Annotated in this window: 13 protein-coding genes; 9 read left to right on the forward strand and 4 right to left on the reverse strand. The window is 68.0% G+C overall.

The window, feature by feature from the left end:
• The first annotated feature begins 58 nt into the window (after positions 1-58).
• The 4 genes from pgi to gorA all read left to right on the forward strand — a co-directional run bounded on the left by pgi (position 59) and on the right by gorA (position 4,047).
• Positions 59-1,552: a glucose-6-phosphate isomerase gene (gene pgi / locus ACEN8G_RS20990; protein WP_413415915.1), complete on the forward strand. Its 1,494-nt coding sequence runs from the start codon at positions 59-61 to the stop codon at positions 1,550-1,552.
• Positions 1,549-1,851, forward strand: coding sequence for an alkylphosphonate utilization protein (locus tag ACEN8G_RS20995; protein ID WP_413415916.1), 303 nt, complete (start codon positions 1,549-1,551; stop codon positions 1,849-1,851). Before pgi ends, ACEN8G_RS20995 begins: the two co-directional genes overlap by 4 nt.
• 159 nt (positions 1,852-2,010) lie before the next feature.
• Complete coding sequence (locus tag ACEN8G_RS21000) at positions 2,011-2,637, forward strand: hypothetical protein (RefSeq protein ID WP_413415917.1); 627 nt, start codon at positions 2,011-2,013, stop codon at positions 2,635-2,637.
• A gap of 63 nt (positions 2,638-2,700) precedes the next feature.
• Positions 2,701-4,047: a glutathione-disulfide reductase gene (gene gorA, locus ACEN8G_RS21005; RefSeq protein WP_413415918.1), complete on the forward strand. Its 1,347-nt coding sequence runs from the start codon at positions 2,701-2,703 to the stop codon at positions 4,045-4,047.
• Between the two features lie 110 nt (positions 4,048-4,157).
• Here the strand turns inward: gorA and ACEN8G_RS21010 are convergent, their stop codons facing one another.
• Positions 4,158-5,246: an AbrB family transcriptional regulator gene (locus tag ACEN8G_RS21010; RefSeq protein ID WP_413415919.1), complete on the reverse strand. Its 1,089-nt coding sequence runs from the start codon at positions 5,244-5,246 to the stop codon at positions 4,158-4,160.
• Positions 5,243-6,517: a dicarboxylate/amino acid:cation symporter gene (locus ACEN8G_RS21015; protein ID WP_413415920.1), complete on the reverse strand. Its 1,275-nt coding sequence runs from the start codon at positions 6,515-6,517 to the stop codon at positions 5,243-5,245. The genes ACEN8G_RS21010 and ACEN8G_RS21015 overlap by 4 nt, the downstream gene beginning before the upstream one ends.
• A 72-nt stretch (positions 6,518-6,589) precedes the next feature.
• On the opposite strand from ACEN8G_RS21015, the gene glmM reads away from it, so the two are divergent.
• The 4 genes from glmM to ACEN8G_RS21035 all read left to right on the forward strand — a co-directional run bounded on the left by glmM (position 6,590) and on the right by ACEN8G_RS21035 (position 10,076).
• Positions 6,590-7,930 (forward strand): phosphoglucosamine mutase, encoded by a 1,341-nt coding sequence (gene glmM / locus ACEN8G_RS21020; protein WP_413415921.1) that lies wholly within the window; start codon positions 6,590-6,592, stop codon positions 7,928-7,930.
• Between the two features lie 114 nt (positions 7,931-8,044).
• The gene (locus ACEN8G_RS21025; RefSeq protein WP_413418796.1) at positions 8,045-8,269 is read left to right on the forward strand and encodes a DUF1272 domain-containing protein; all 225 of its coding nucleotides are present in this window, start codon (positions 8,045-8,047) and stop codon (positions 8,267-8,269) included.
• Positions 8,270-8,287: 18 nt separating this feature from the next.
• The gene (thiD, locus tag ACEN8G_RS21030; protein ID WP_413418798.1) at positions 8,288-9,445 is read left to right on the forward strand and encodes a bifunctional hydroxymethylpyrimidine kinase/phosphomethylpyrimidine kinase; all 1,158 of its coding nucleotides are present in this window, start codon (positions 8,288-8,290) and stop codon (positions 9,443-9,445) included.
• On the forward strand, positions 9,438-10,076 hold the full coding sequence (locus tag ACEN8G_RS21035; RefSeq protein ID WP_413418800.1) for a ribonuclease HII: 639 nt from the start codon (positions 9,438-9,440) through the stop codon (positions 10,074-10,076). Before thiD ends, ACEN8G_RS21035 begins: the two co-directional genes overlap by 8 nt.
• A 40-nt stretch (positions 10,077-10,116) precedes the next feature.
• Here ACEN8G_RS21035 and ACEN8G_RS21040 read toward each other — a convergent pair whose 3' ends face one another.
• Together ACEN8G_RS21040 and ACEN8G_RS21045 are read right to left on the reverse strand one after the other, a co-directional pair.
• Positions 10,117-11,205 (reverse strand): hypothetical protein, encoded by a 1,089-nt coding sequence (locus ACEN8G_RS21040; RefSeq protein WP_413418802.1) that lies wholly within the window; start codon positions 11,203-11,205, stop codon positions 10,117-10,119.
• A gap of 178 nt (positions 11,206-11,383) precedes the next feature.
• Positions 11,384-13,405 (reverse strand): radical SAM/SPASM domain-containing protein, encoded by a 2,022-nt coding sequence (locus ACEN8G_RS21045; RefSeq protein ID WP_413418804.1) that lies wholly within the window; start codon positions 13,403-13,405, stop codon positions 11,384-11,386.
• A 384-nt stretch (positions 13,406-13,789) separates the two neighbouring features.
• Here ACEN8G_RS21045 and ACEN8G_RS21050 point away from each other — a divergent pair, with 384 nt between their 5' ends.
• Positions 13,790-14,917, forward strand: coding sequence for a site-specific DNA-methyltransferase (locus tag ACEN8G_RS21050; RefSeq protein WP_413418806.1), 1,128 nt, complete (start codon positions 13,790-13,792; stop codon positions 14,915-14,917).
• The last annotated feature ends 123 nt before the right edge of the window (positions 14,918-15,040 follow it).

A 15,040-nucleotide genomic window follows, 5' to 3' on the forward strand; every position in this document is an offset into this window, starting at 1 on the left:
GAGTGGCGGCGGAGAGATTGGGACGATAGGGGCTGGCTTGTCGCAAATGGAGATGAACATGAGCTTGCCCGACTGGTCCGCCGTAAAATCGCTCGAGGCCTCCACGCTGACCGAGCTGTTCGCGCGCGATTCCGACCGCGTCGCCAAACTCTCCGCCGACGTTGCCGGCATCCATTTCGACTGGTCGAAGACGCACCTGACGCCCGAGCTGGTCGCGGCGTTCTCGAAGATCGCCGCCGACATGGGCCTGGTCGCCAAGCGCGACCTGCTGTTCGCCGGCGAGAAGATCAACGTCACCGAGGGCCGCTCGGTCGAGCACACCGCCGAGCGCGGCGAAGGCTCGCCCGACAGCGTCGCCCGCGCCCAGGCCTATCATGCCCGGATGCGCGCACTGATCGACGCGATCGAGGCCGAGGCGTTCGGCCCGATCCGCAGCGTCATCCATATCGGCATCGGCGGCTCGGCACTGGGTCCGGACCTGCTGGTCGACGCGCTCGGCCGCGACGCCGACCGCTATGAGGTCGCCGTGGTCTCGAATGTCGACGGCGTCGCGCTGGAGACCGCGCTCGACCGATTCGATCCACAGACCACCCTGGTCGCCATCGCGTCGAAGACCTTCACCACCACCGAGACGATGCTCAATGCCGAGAGCGCGATCTCATGGCTGATGCAGGGCGGCGTGACCGATCCGTACGGCAAGCTCGTCGCGCTCACCGCGGCGCCGGAAAAGGCGATCGCCTTCGGCATCGACGAGACGCGCGTGCTGCCCTTCGCCGAGTCCGTCGGCGGCCGCTATTCTCTCTGGTCGTCGATCGGCTTCCCCGCGGCGCTCGCGCTGGGCTGGGACGCGTTCGAGGAGCTGCTCGAAGGCGCCGCCGAGATGGACCGCCATTTCCGCCTCGCCCCGTTCGAGGCGAACGCGCCGGTCCTCGCGGCGTTCGCCGACCTCTATTACACCCAGGTCCGTGGCTGCGAGACGCGCGCCACCTTCGCCTATGACGAGCGGCTCGGCCTGCTGCCCTCCTATCTCCAGCAGCTCGAGATGGAGTCGAACGGCAAGCGCGTCACCGCGCAGGGCCAGCCGGTCACCTACCCGACCGCGCCGATCACCTGGGGCGGCGTCGGCACCGACGCGCAGCATGCGGTGTTCCAGCTGCTCCACCAGGGCACCCGCCTCGTGCCGCTCGAGTTCATCGGCTCGATCGAGCCGGGCGACGGGCTGGCCGAGGAGCATCACCGCCAGCTGCTGCTCAACATGTTCGCCCAGGGTGCGGCGCTGATGGCCGGCCGCAAGAATGACGATCTGGCGCGCGACTATCCGGGCGACCGCCCCTCCGCCACGCTGCTGCTCGACACGGTCGATCCGCGCACGCTCGGCGCGATCCTCGCCTTCTACGAACAGCGCACCTTCGTGAACGCGGTGCTGCTCGGCATCAACGCGTTCGACCAGTTCGGTGTCGAGCTCGGCAAGGAAATGGCCAAGGCGGCGGGCGCGGGCGACCAGTCGTTCGACGCGTCGACCAACGACCTGATCGCCCGGGCGTTCAAGTGAGCGACGACGACTACGTCTATGACGAGGCGAGCGGGGAGTGGGTCCCCGCCGCCGAGGCTGCGGCAAAGGCGGGCGCGGCGGATACGGTCGAAGTGCGCGATTCGGTCGGCAACCTGCTGCAGGACGGCGACCAGGTCACGCTGATCAAGGACCTGACCGTCAAGGGCGCCGGCCAGACGCTCAAGCGCGGCACGCTGATCAAGTCGATCCGCCTGACCGGCGACGCGCAGGAGATCGACTGCAAGTACGAAGGCATCAAGGGCCTCGTCCTGCGCGCGGAGTTCGTGCGGAAGCGCTAGCCTCGTTCCCGTCATCCCGGCGAAAGCCGGGATCTCAGGCGAAGGCGCGGGGACAGAGCCGCACGAGATCCCGACTTTCGTCGGGATGACGGTCTGTGCAGGCAATCCGTTTACCGTCCCGCGCTAAGCTCCCCTCCCGTCACGCCGAGGGGCAGTCCGATGAACCACGAGAACCGGGTCCGGGACATGGAGCGCGCGGCGGTGGACCGCTGGTTCGCGCAGACGCCGCTCGGGCCGATGTTCCATGCCGGTCGCGGCCGCACCCTGCCGGTGCCCGCCGACGCGATCCAGCCTTGGCGCGACGAGGCGCATGCGATCATCGACAAGTTCATCGTCGACAGCCGCCCGCCCGCGCAATGGGCGATGGTCGGCATCCTCCTCGCCTTCACCTGCGTGCTGCTCGCGCTCAAGCCGTGGCTCGGGCTCGGGGGCGGCCAGATCGGCGTGATCGTGATGGGCGGGCTGGCGCTGTGGCATGTCGATGATCTCTGGCGCCTCTGGTGCTATCGCCGCGACCTGCGGGCACTCCGCGCGCGCATCGCCGCCTCGCTCGCGCTGCGCACGCCCATTCCCCAGGAGATCGCCGGTCGCTTCCGGCGCATCAATCCCTGGCGGATCGCGCTGCAGCTCTGGGTGGGGAGCTTCGTCGCGATCGCCCTGCTCTCGTCGCACTTCGTCCCGCCCGAGGCGATCGATCGCGGCATCTTCCTGTTTCTGCTCGCCGCGGTCGGCATCGCCTGGATCCTCTATTTCCTCTCGCGCCGGGTCGACCTGGGCCAAGGGTGAGATTGGCAGAGCGCCGCGCGCATCCTATCTCCCGGCCTCGAAACGAGCGGGAAGGACAATCACGTGGCCGAATACGACTATGACCTCTTCGTGATCGGCGCCGGTTCCGGGGGCACCCGTGCCTCGCGCGTCTCCGCGGCCTATGGCGCGAAGGTCGCGGTAGCCGAGGAATATCGCATCGGCGGCACCTGCGTGATCCGCGGCTGCGTGCCCAAGAAGCTGCTCGTCTATGGCGCCCATTTTGCCGAGGATCTGAAGGACGCGCGCCGCTTCGGCTGGAACGTGCCCGAATGCGATTTCGACTGGGCGGTGCTGCGCGACAATGTCATGGCCGATGTCGACCGGCTGAATGGCCTCTACACCCAGACGCTGCACAACAATAATGTCGAGACCTTCCTCGAGCGCGCCACCGTCACCGGCCCGCACGAAGTGACGCTGGCCTCGGGCCGCAAGATCACCGCCAAGTACATATTGATCGCCACCGGCGCGCATCCGCACGTGCCCGAATTCCCGGGCAGCGAGCATGGCATCACCTCGAACGAAGTCTTCCACCTCGAAAAGCTGCCCAAGCGCATCCTGATCGCCGGCGGCGGCTATATCGCCAACGAGTTCGCCGGCATCTTCAACGAGTTCGGCAGCCACGTCACCCTGGTCAACCGCACCGACGTGATCCTGCGCGGCTATGACCATTCGATGCGCGACCGCCTGCTCCAGATCTCGCTGATGAAGGGCATCGATTTCCGTTTCCATGCCGAGTTCAAGAGTATCGAGAAGCTCGAGAACGGCGCCTTCAAGGTGACGCTGACCAAGCACGAGCCGATTGAAGTCGATTGCGTGCTCTTCGCTACCGGCCGCGTGCCGAACACCGAAGGCCTGGGTCTTGCCGAGGTCGGCGTCACGCTCGACAGCAAGGGCGCGGTGCAGGTCGATGCGGACAACAAGTCCTCGGTCGATTCGATCTATGCGGTGGGTGACGTGACCAACCGGGTGCAGCTCACCCCCGTCGCCATCCGCGAAGGCCAGGCGTTCGCCGACACGATCTTCGGTGGCAAGCCGCATCAGGTCGATTACAGCTGCATCCCCAGCGCGGTGTTCAGCCACCCGCCGCTCGCCAGCGTCGGCATGACCGAGAGCGAGGCGCGCAACAAGCTCGGCTCGATCGCGGTCTACCAGTCCGATTTCCGCGCGATGAAGAACGTGCTGGCCGATCGCAACGAGCGCGCGCTCTACAAGATGATCTGCGACGGCACGACCGGCCGGGTCGTCGGCCTCCACATGATCGGGCCCGACGCGCCGGAGATCCTCCAGGCTGCGGCGGTGGCAGTGAAGGCGGGGCTGACCAAGGACGCCTTCGACCAGACCGTCGCGCTGCACCCGACCATGTCGGAAGAGCTGGTGCTGATGAAATAACAATTCCTCCCCCAGCTTGTCTGGGGGAGAGAGACCGCCGCCGAAGGCGGTGGTGGAGGGGCCGTCACGGCACTCAGCGGTGTTCCACCGCCGCCCCTCCACCCCGACGCTTACGCGTCGCGGTCCCCCTCCCCGAGCAAGCTCGGGGAGGAATTTGATTTGGCAAACCGCCCCGCCGCCGCCCTCGCCAGCGTCGGCCCCAGCGCCAGCACGGCAAGAAACCGCAGCGCCTGCATCGCCATCACGAAGGGCTGGTCGACCGGCACCGAGGTCGCGATGATCGCCACCGAATCGAGCCCGCCGGGGCTCACCGCCAGATAGGCGCTGACCGGATCGATCCCGGTCAGCCGGGCGACCACCAGCGACAGCGCCGCCGAAAAGCCGATCAGCACGAAGGTCGAGAGCAGCACCCGCGGCAGCGCCTTCGCCGCCAGCGCCAGCGTCTCGCGGTTGAAGGCCAGTCCGATCCGCCAGCCGACCAGCGCATAGCTCACCGCCAGCACCGGCTCGGGCAAAGTCATCCGCAGCACGCCCATGGCATGAAGCGCGATCCCCGCCGCCATCGGCACCAGCAGCGCCCCCGCCGGGATGCGCAGCCTGAGTCCGACGAATGCGCCTATCCCCGCCACTGCCAGCGTTGCCAGCGAGGGGATCAGCGGGGCGGGCGCGAGCATCGTCACCAGCCAGTCGCCGCCGTGATGCGCGCCGAGCGCCGCGGCGAGGATCGAGGCCGCGCCGGCCACGCAGACGACGCGGGTATAGGTCATGAACGCCACCAGCCGCGCGTCGGCGCCGAACGCATCGGCCATCACCACCATTGCCGAGGCGGCGCCCGGCATCGATCCCCAGATCGCGGTGCTGCCCGGCAGCACCCGCCAGCGACTGAGCAGGTAACCGAGCAGGCTGCTCGCCCCGAGCGTCGCCGCGGTCACGCCGAGGAACAGCGGCCACTGCGTCACCACCCGCGCGAAGGTGCCGATATCGAGCGTGCCGGCGATCAGGCAGCCGATCACCGCCTGGGCGCCGACGAACAGCGGTTTGGGCAGGCGCAGCGCCGCACCGCGCGCCGAAAAGGCGATCGCGGCGAGCATCGGGCCGAGCAGCAGCCCGGCCGACAGCCCGATCGCCTCGAGGATCGCCGTGCCCGCCGCCGACGCCGCGAGCAGCGCCAGCCACAGTCCGGCGATGCGGCCGGTCAAAGCTCTTCGGCGAGCAGCGCGTCGGTCTCGGTCTTGGGTTCGCCATCGCCGGTGCGGCGGGCGATCGTCGCGGTGACCGCGACGTCCATGGTGACGTTGCCGAGCGTGCGGAACAGGTCGGGCACCGTCTCCACCGCGACGAGCAGGCCCAGCGCCTCGATCGGCACGCCCATCGCCACCGCGACCGGCGCGACCGAGGCGAAGAAGCTGATCGTGCCGGGCAGGCTGACCGATCCCATGGTGGTGATCGCCGCCGTGGCGATGCCCGCGGCGAGCTGGCCGGGGCCGATCGGCGTGCCGGTCAGATGCGCGACATAGAGCGCCACCGCCAGGTTCATCGCCGGGCTGGTCGCGCGGAACACGGCGACCGCGATCGGCAGCACCACGCCCGATACGGTGGCGGGCGCGCCCAGCGCCTCGCTCGAGCGCAGCATGGTCGGCAGGCTGGCCAGCGAGGAGGAAGTGCTCAGCGCCACCACCTGGCTCGGCAGCACTTCGCGGGCGAAACGGCCGATCCGCATCCGCGCGCCGATGGCGGCGATCGGATAGGCGGAGAGCAGCACGATGATGCCCAGCGAAGAGACGATCAGGATATAGTGGAGCAGCGCGCCGAACGCGGCGGCGCCGGTCTCCATGCCCAGGCCGAAGGCAAGGCAGAACACGCCGACCGGCGCCAGCATCAGCACCCAGCCGATCACCACGATCATCGCGTCGGCGATCGCCTGGAAGAAGTCGAGCAGCAGCTTGCGCCGCTCGGTCGGCAGCCGGGTGATCGCGAAGGCGAAGACCATGGCGAACACGGTGAGCGGCAGGAAGGCGTCGGCGCTGGCGGCGGCGACGATGTTGGTCGGCACGATCTTGTCGAAGAAGTCACTCAGGCTCGGCACCTGCCCGGCCACCTTGGCGCTCGACAGCGAGGCGCGCAGCGCCTCCGCCCATTCGTGCGGCAGCGGGAAGAGCTGGAGCAGCATCGGCGTGACGAAGGCCGACAGCAGCGTGTTGAACCAAAGGATCGCGACGAAGCAGATCAGCGCGCTCGCGGCGATGCGCCCGGCGCGCGCGGCTTCGGCCGAGGCGGCGATACCGATCACCAGCAGCGCCACCACCAGCGGCACGATCACCATCTGCAGCCCGTGCAGCCAGGCCGATCCGATCGGCTTGGTGAAATAATGCAGGGCGAAGCCACCCGCGCCCGGCGCGTAATTGGCAAGCGCTATCCCCACGCCCAGTCCCGCGACCAGCGCGATCAGGATTCTCAATGCTTGCGACATGCTCGCCCTTTTTGGTTTTCCGCGCTAATCGGGTGGCGGTTGAGGGCCCGCAAGGTCGCGAGAAAACGGCACATGGCAAGAAAATATTTCGGTACGGACGGAATCCGCGGGGCGACCAACGTCGCGCCGATGACTGCGGCGATGGCGATGAAGGTCGGCATGGCGGCCGGTGCGCATTTCCGGCGGGGCGATCATCGCCACCGGGTGGTGATCGGCAAGGACACGCGGCTCTCGGGCTATATGCTCGAGAATGCGCTGGTCGCCGGCTTCACCTCGGTGGGCATGGACGTGGTGCTGCTCGGGCCGATGCCCACGCCGGCGGTGGCGATGCTCACCCATTCGATGCGCGCCGACATGGGCGTGATGATCTCGGCCAGCCATAACCCTTATGCCGACAACGGCATCAAGCTGTTCGGCCCGGACGGCTTCAAGCTCTCCGATGCGGACGAGCTGGCGATCGAGGCGCTGATCGACGGCGAGGTGCCGCTCGCCCAGTCGGCCGATATCGGCCGGGCCCGCCGCGTCGAGGATGCGCGCGGCCGCTACATCCACTTCGCCAAGTCGACCTTCCCCGAGGCGTTGACGCTCGACGGGCTCAAGATCGTCGTCGATTGCGCCAATGGCGCGGCCTATCAGGTCGCCCCCTCGGCGCTGTGGGAACTCGGCGCCGAAGTGATCGCGATCGGCGTCACGCCGAACGGCAAGAACATCAATGACGGCGTCGGCTCCACCGCGCCGGGCACCCTATGCGAGACGGTGGTCGCCTCGGGCGCGCATATCGGCATCGCGCTCGACGGCGATGCCGACCGGCTGATCGTGGTCGACGAGCATGGCAAGGTCGTCGATGGCGACCAGCTGATGGCGACGATCGCCGGCGGCTGGGCGCGCCAGGGCCGGCTGGCCGGCGGCGGGCTGGTCGCCACCGTCATGTCGAACCTCGGGCTCGAGCGGCACCTTTCGGCCCAGGGCCTCGGCCTGATCCGCACCGCGGTGGGCGACCGCTACGTCCTCGAGAAGATGCGCTCGTCGGGCTATAATGTCGGCGGCGAGCAGTCGGGCCACATCATCCTGTCCGACTATGCCACCACCGGGGACGGGCTGGTCGCCTCGCTCCAGGTGCTGGCCGAGCTGGTCCGCGCCGGCGCGCCGGCCAGCGAGGTGCTCCACCGCTTCGATCCGCTGCCCCAGCTGCTCAAGAATGTCCGTTTCAAGGGCGGCAAGCCGCTCGAGGATCCGCGGGTCAAGGACGTGATCGCCGCCGCCGAGGCGGAGCTGGACGGCAAGGGCCGCCTCGTCATCCGCGCCTCGGGCACCGAGCCGGTGATCCGGGTGATGGCGGAGGGCGATGACAAGGGCCAGGTGGAGACGGTGGTCGACCGCATCTGTGCCGTGGTCGCGGAGGTCGCGGCCTAAGTTCCCCTTCCGCTTGCGGGAGGGGCTAGGGGAGGGCATGTCCCTCGATATCGGGAGGTGCAGACAGCCCCTCCCCCGACCCCTCCCGCAAGCGGAAGGGGAGAAGGTGGTAGAATGCTGGAAATGCGCCCCGATTGCGAACGCTGCGGCGCCGACCTGCCGGCGGACGAGGGCGGCGCGTTCATCTGCTCGTTCGAGTGCACCTATTGCGCCGACTGCGCCGATGCGCTCGACGAACGCTGCCCCAATTGCGGCGGCGAGCTGTTGGACCGGCCGGCGCGCGTGGGTAAGGCGCTGGCGAGCAACCCGGCCTCCACGGAGCGCCGGTTCAAGGGTTAACTCCAGGGGTTGAGGCACATGACTCCTCGCATCCTCATCATCGCCGGCTCTGATTCCGGCGGCGGCGCGGGCATCCAGGCGGACATCAAGACCGTCACCATGCTCGGCGGCCATGCGATGACTGCGATTACCGCGATCACCGCGCAGAACACGCTCGGCGTCACCGGCGTCCATCCGGTGCCCACCGAGATGGTGCTCGCGCAGATCGACGCCTGTGTCGCCGATATCGGCGTCGATGCGGTCAAGATCGGCATGATCGGCTCGGCCCGCACCGCGCTGGCGGTGGCGGAGAAGCTCGCCGAGCTGCCCGGCGTGCCGGTGGTGTTCGACCCCGTCATGGTCGCGACCAGCGGCGCCACCCTCGCCGACGACGCGACCATCGCTGCGTTCGAGCGGCTGATGGACCGCGCCACCGTCGTCACGCCCAACATCCCCGAGCTCGCCGCGCTCGGTGGCGACGCCCGGGCGCTGGTCGAGGCACATCGCTGCGCCGTGCTGGTCAAGGGCGGCCATGTCGAGGGCCCGGTGATCACCGACCGGCTCTATTCCGCCGATCCCGAGGATCCGCCCGAGATCGAGTGGAGCAATCCGCGCATCGATACCGACAGCACCCATGGCACCGGCTGCACCCTGTCCTCGGCGATCGCCTGCGGCCTGGCGGTGGAGTGGGACCTGCCCGAGGCGGTTCGCCGCGCCCGCCGCTTCGTCCGCATCGCGATGCTGGAGGCGCCGGGGCTGGGCCGCGGCCATGGCCCGATGGGGCACCAGGCGGTGCGGCTCGATCTCAACATGAGCTTCTTCGAGCCGATGCTGAACCAGGTGACCGTGCCCGCCACCGACCTGGCGGCGAGCGAGCGCTTCTACCGGCTGCTAGGCCTCACCCAGGTCGTCCGCGCCAGTCCAAGATACGCGCGCTTCGAGACCGAGGGCGGCGCCACCTTCAGCATCGCCACCGATCCCGGCTACACCGCCCCGGTCGTCTATTTCGAATGCGGCGACCTCGACGTCACCGTCGCCTATCTCCAGCAGCAGGGCGTGAAGTTCGAGCAGGAGCCGAAGGACGAGAATTGGGGCTGGCGCGAGGCGCGGCTGCGCGATCCGGCCGGCAATTCGGTTCGTCTCTATCAGGCTGGCGAGATGCGCCGCTATCCGCCATGGCGCGTCGGCGATGCTTAAATCCGGGCCTGATCTCAAGTTCGAGCGGAAATATGGAAAGCTGCACGGCGGCCCGGTCGCCGGGGTGGACGAAGCCGGCCGCGGCCCGCTCGCCGGCCCGGTCGTGGCGGCGGCGGTGGTGCTCGATCCGAAATGCATCCCCGAGGGTATCGACGATTCCAAGGCGCTGACCGCCGGCAAGCGCGAGCGGCTCTGCGCCGAGATCCTCGCCTGCGCCAGGGTCGGCATCGGCATCTGCTCGGTCGAGGAGATCGACACGCTCAACATCTTCTGGGCGACGATGCTGGCGATGACCCGCGCGGTCGCCGCGCTCGATCTGCCGCCCGCCTTCGTGCTGGTCGACGGCAATCGCTGCCCCGACTGGAGCCACCAGAGCCATGCCGTGGTCGGCGGCGACGCGCTCTGCCTGTCGATCGCCGCCGCCTCGATCGTCGCCAAGCACAACCGCGATGCGATGATGATCGCGCTCGATGCGCTCCACCCCGGCTATGGCTGGGCGAGCAACAAGGGCTATGCCGCCAGGGTCCACCAGGAAGCGCTCCGGTCGCTCGGCCCGACGCCGCACCACCGCAGGAGCTTCGCGCCGGTCGCCCAGGCGCATTTCGACTTCGGGATGCCCGCGGCGGAATAGAAGAAACGGCCGGGGCGAACCCCGGCCGTTTCCGTCTCGGCTAGGCCGAATATTCGTAGACGATCACCAGGCCATTGGCGCCGGCACCGCTGTTCCGTGCAGCGCTCGCGGCAATGCCGCTTGCGCCCCCGCCAGCGGCACCCGGCGCAAGCCCGTTGAGGCCCGCACCGTTGCCGCCGCCATTGCCGCCGCCGCCAAAGACCGAGCCGCCGCCATTGCCGCCAACCACCATGCCGGTGGTGAGTACGAAACCATGGTGGCCGGGATTGCCCGCGGTATTCATCAGGTTGCCGCCGGTCGAGATCGGGCCGGGAGTCGTGCCGCCCACGATCACGCCCGGCGTGGTCGCGAAGCCTGGATTGCCGCCCAGGCCCCCTGGTGCGGTGACGAGCGCGCCGAAGCTCGAAGCGCTGCCGGCATTGCCGAGCGAGGCCGCCGATGTCGGGGCGCCACCGGTGCCCACGGTCACCGCCACGCCGGCAAAGCCGGTGGTGAAGCGCGCCCGGGCATAGGAACCGGAGGAGCCGCCGCTGCCCGCCGCCCCTTGGGCGCCCGAAGTCGCCGCGGAGCCACCACCGGCACCGCCGCCGCCGACCAGCTCGACCACGACCGAGGCCGTGCCCGCGCTCGGCGTATAGGTGCCGCTGCTGGTGAAGGTCTGGATGCCGATCAGGCCGCCGGCGGTACCGCTACCGCCCGCACCCGCCGGAGCGACGCGCTCGTCCTTGATCCGCGCATTGGGGATCACGGTCATCCCGACATCGAGCCGCAGCTGCGCCACCGGCAGCTGGCCGGCCGGAATGGCGGGCGGCACCGGATTGGCCGCTTCGGTGCCGGTGGTGACCGTCAGCAAGCCGGTGGTCGGGCTGATCGTCACCCGGTCGATACGCGGGCTAGCCAAGGGCGGGGCGATCGTCGCGCTGGTCTGCGCCTTCACCTCGACCGGCGCTCCCGCGACGAGCAGCGCGCCGGCGTCGAGTGTCACCGCCATCGACGGCGGTGCGGTCTCGTGCGGGGCGAAGGCCGCTGCCAGCCGGGCCAGGACCGAAAGGTCGCCGTTCAGCGTCGGGAACGGGGAGCCGGTGCTCGGCTGGTTGAAATCGATGGTGCCGTAAGTGTGTACGGTCATGAGGATACTCCATTGAACATGAACCACATGCCGGGCGATTCGATGGGGGCGCCTCCCGTCCGAATCACTCAACGTTCATGATATGTTCTTCGATTTCCTACATGTCACGCACTAAATTGCCTGCGGCGGCAGGCTGTTGCCTGCCCGCCGACGCACGCGGATTCGTGGAGACCTGCGCTCAGATCCCTTCGCGGAAATGGCCGGCCGGGCGGGTCGGCCTCGGCAGTTCCTCGCCCTTGCTACCGCATAGCCGCTCGCTGCTGCCCAGGCAGGTCTGGCAGCCGCGGCTGGTCGCCACGCCGTTGGAGAGCTCGGCGAAGATGCGCAGCGCTTCGGGGCTGCGCATCGCCGCGCCCAGATCGGGATAGTCGGAGACCGATCCGAACACCGCGGTGCTGTTGAGATCGAGGCAGCAGATGCCGAGCTTGCCGGTGGCGTAGATCGCCAGCGACGGCGTGGCGGTGAAGCCGCAGGTCTCGCGGTTCACCACGCTGCGCGACACTTCCCACCGCGGATCATATTCGAGCAGCAGATTGGCATAGGTGCCGATCGGCCGCGCCGACATGAAGGCTGTCTGAGGCGCGCCGCACGCATCTCGCCAGCGCAGGATCGGCAGATGATCATGATCATAATGATCCGCCTCGGTGAATGCGCGGATGATCGCGGCGTCCGAATTCACCAGCGCTTCGGCCTGCGCCTCAGCCGGTGCGGTCGCGGCGATTTCGGCGGCGATCGCTTCCCATTTGCGGACATGCGCGGTCATCCGCTCGGCGGTCTCGGGGAAGGCAGAACGGGTCTGCGCATCGACGCGCATGTCGACATTGCCGTTCGACACCATCTGATAGAGCCGCAAATGGCTTTCGGCGCGCTCGGTGACCATCTGGCGCATCAGCGCGGTGACTCGCGAGACCATCGTCTCGTAATCGCCGATCTTGGCGCTGCGCGTCAGCTCATAGGATTGCTGGCTGTCATTGTGCAGCGATACCGCGATGCCGCTGGGATAGTTGCGCGAGAGCTGGCGCAGCTTCTTGTCGACCAGCGTCATGCCATGTGTGGTGAAGAAGGTCGGGAAGGGCAGGTCGCGCTCGCGGAGATAGGCGAGGATCTCCGCAATGTTCGGGTGCAGCAGCGGCTCGCCATAGGCATTGAGCTGGAGCGAGCCGACCGAGCAGTTCGCCGCCAGGTCGTCGATCAGCGCCTTGACCTGCTCGAGCGGCAGCCAGGTGCGCGCATCCTCGCGGAACATGTCCGGGCAGAAGGTGCACTTCTGGTTGCAGTGGTTGGTGATCTCCAGCCAGACGATGTCGAGATGCGGCTTGCCGTTGACGATCGGATAGCCGGTCGCGCCGCCGGCGGTGAGCAGGCTGCGCTGCAGCGCCGCGCTCTGTTCGGTATCGAGGAACGGGAAGGCGCCCGAACCCACCCGTGCGGCCGCGTCGGTGGCGGCCTGCGGGCACAGGGCGATCGCCCAGCGCGTGCGCTGGCGCTCGACATGGGCGGCGTTGCCCCGGCCGGCCAGGATCGCCGTCACGCCGGCCAGTTCGTCCGCCAGTTCGCTTTTGTCGGCTTCCCCGATCGGCAGCGCCATGGCGGCGCACAGCGCGTCGAGCGCCTCCTCGGCGCGTCCCGCTTCCAGCAGAAGCCGCACGCGGTCACGATGGCGGCCGATATGCAGTGGGGACTTGTCGATCGAGGCCTCTGCTTCCTCGATCGTCGTGGCGGCGCCCGGTGCCGGAGTGCTCCAATAGGCCGTGATATCGGTCTCGCAGCCAATCGCGCGGCAACGCACGATCCAGGCGGCGTGCCGAACCGCATAATGCTGGTTGGCGGGACTGGCCGCCGCGATCAGCTTGGCGGCCTGGTCATGTTCGCCCGCAGCGCTCAGCAGGCCGGCAAGACACGTCACCGCCTTCACCGTGAGCAGCCCGGGGCGCGGCGTCGAGCCTTCGAAGATCGCGTTCAGCATGACGCGATAGAGCGTTGCAGCGAACGCGGACGGCATTGCGGCAAGGGCAGCATAGGTGTCGGGCGAAGCCGGATCGGCATCGAGGGCACGGACCATCGAAGCCATTACTTCGTCGAACACCTGCTGCATCAGCGGGTCCGTGGGATCGGGTCCGCGATCGGCCAGCGCCTCGAAAATCGCAGGTGCGGCAGCGACGCCGTGGAGGGCCAAAGCCCCCTGAACCAGCTTGAGCATTGATTCGTCGCTGGGCACTTCAACAGTCGTCGTGGCGGGGACCGAACCTTCGTACATCTGCAAGCTCCCGGGCCCGGCGCACAGGCTTCGGGCGGTCAAAAGGGCATGGTTTCCAGATTCTTATAGGCGCAGGAGGGGTGCTGCGGCGGTTCAACTGCGGAAAATCGCAGCGAACGCCGCGCATCACGCAGCGTCACGAATGAGTCTTTTTCGTCACACCCCATATCTTGTGCCTGTGGATAACTTTGCGACTCAGCATGTGGATAAGTTCGCTCGCCGTTCTACAAGTTAACGGAATCGCAGGTTTTTTCATTAACCAATCAGCGCTTGACGCGAGGCCATTCGCCGACAGAAACCGCCTCTCCAACAAGGGGAAAGAGGTTAATGGGGGTTCTCGAAAAGGGCAGACTCAAGCCGGCAACGGTGCGTTCATGGGTCGATGTATTGCCCTACGACACGATCCTGCAGCAGGACTGCATCGAGGCGATGCGCGCTTTGCCCGCAAAGTCGATCGACTGCATCTTTGCCGATCCGCCCTACAACCTCCAGCTCGGCGGCGACCTCAACCGTCCGGACGGCAGCGCCGTCGACGCGGTCACCGACGAATGGGACAAGTTCGACAGCCTCGCCGCCTATGACGCGTTCACCCGCGAATGGCTGGCCGAGGCGCGCCGCATCCTCAAGGACGACGGCACGATCTGGGTGATCGGCAGCTATCACAACATCTTCAAGGTCGGCTCGGCGATCCAGGACCTGGGCTTCTGGATCCTCAACGACATCATCTGGCGCAAGGCCAACCCGATGCCCAATTTCAAGGGCACGCGGTTCACCAACGCGCACGAGACTCTGATCTGGGCGAGCAGCGGCGAGAAGGCGAAGTACACCTTCAACTATCGCTCGATGAAGACGCTCAACGACGAGATCCAGATGCGCTCGGACTGGGAATTCCCGATCTGCGGCGGCCAGGAGCGCCTGAAGAAGGGCGGCACCAAGGTCCACCCGACGCAGAAGCCCGAAGCCCTGCTCTACCGCATCCTGCTTGCCTCGACCAAGCCGGGCGACGTCGTGCTCGATCCCTTCTTCGGCACCGGCACCACCGGCGCGGTCGCCAAGCGCCTCGGCCGCCGCTGGATCGGCATCGAGCGCGAGACCGCCTATGTCGAGGCCGCGCAGGAGCGCATCGAGGCGGCGCTGCCGCTCGACGAATCGGCGCTGAAGACGATGCAGGCGCCCAAGAGCCAGCCGCGCGTCGCCTTCGGCCAGCTCGTCGAGAATGGTTTCCTCAAGCCGGGCACCGTGCTGACCGACAGCAAGCGCCGCTGGCGCGCGGTGGTCGGCGCCGACGGCTCGCTCAGCTGCGACGGCCAGGCCGGCTCGATCCACAAGCTCGGCGCGACGCTGCAGAACGCGCCGTCGTGCAATGGCTGGACCTTCTGGAACTACGAAGCCGCCGACGGCCTCAAGCCGATCGACGCGCTCCGCCAGAACTACCTGCTGGCGACTCAGCCTTAACCCGTCTCTAGCCCCTCCCCTTCAGGGGAGGGGTTGGGGTGGGGGCTATCCGCGAGCGCCGGTCTCTGTGAGACACGGCCCCACCCCCTTCCCCTCCCCTGAAGGGGAGGGGCTCAAGAAGTT

Source organism: Sphingomonas sp. Sphisp66, assembly GCF_047324325.1.
Classification (GTDB): domain Bacteria; phylum Pseudomonadota; class Alphaproteobacteria; order Sphingomonadales; family Sphingomonadaceae; genus Sphingomonas.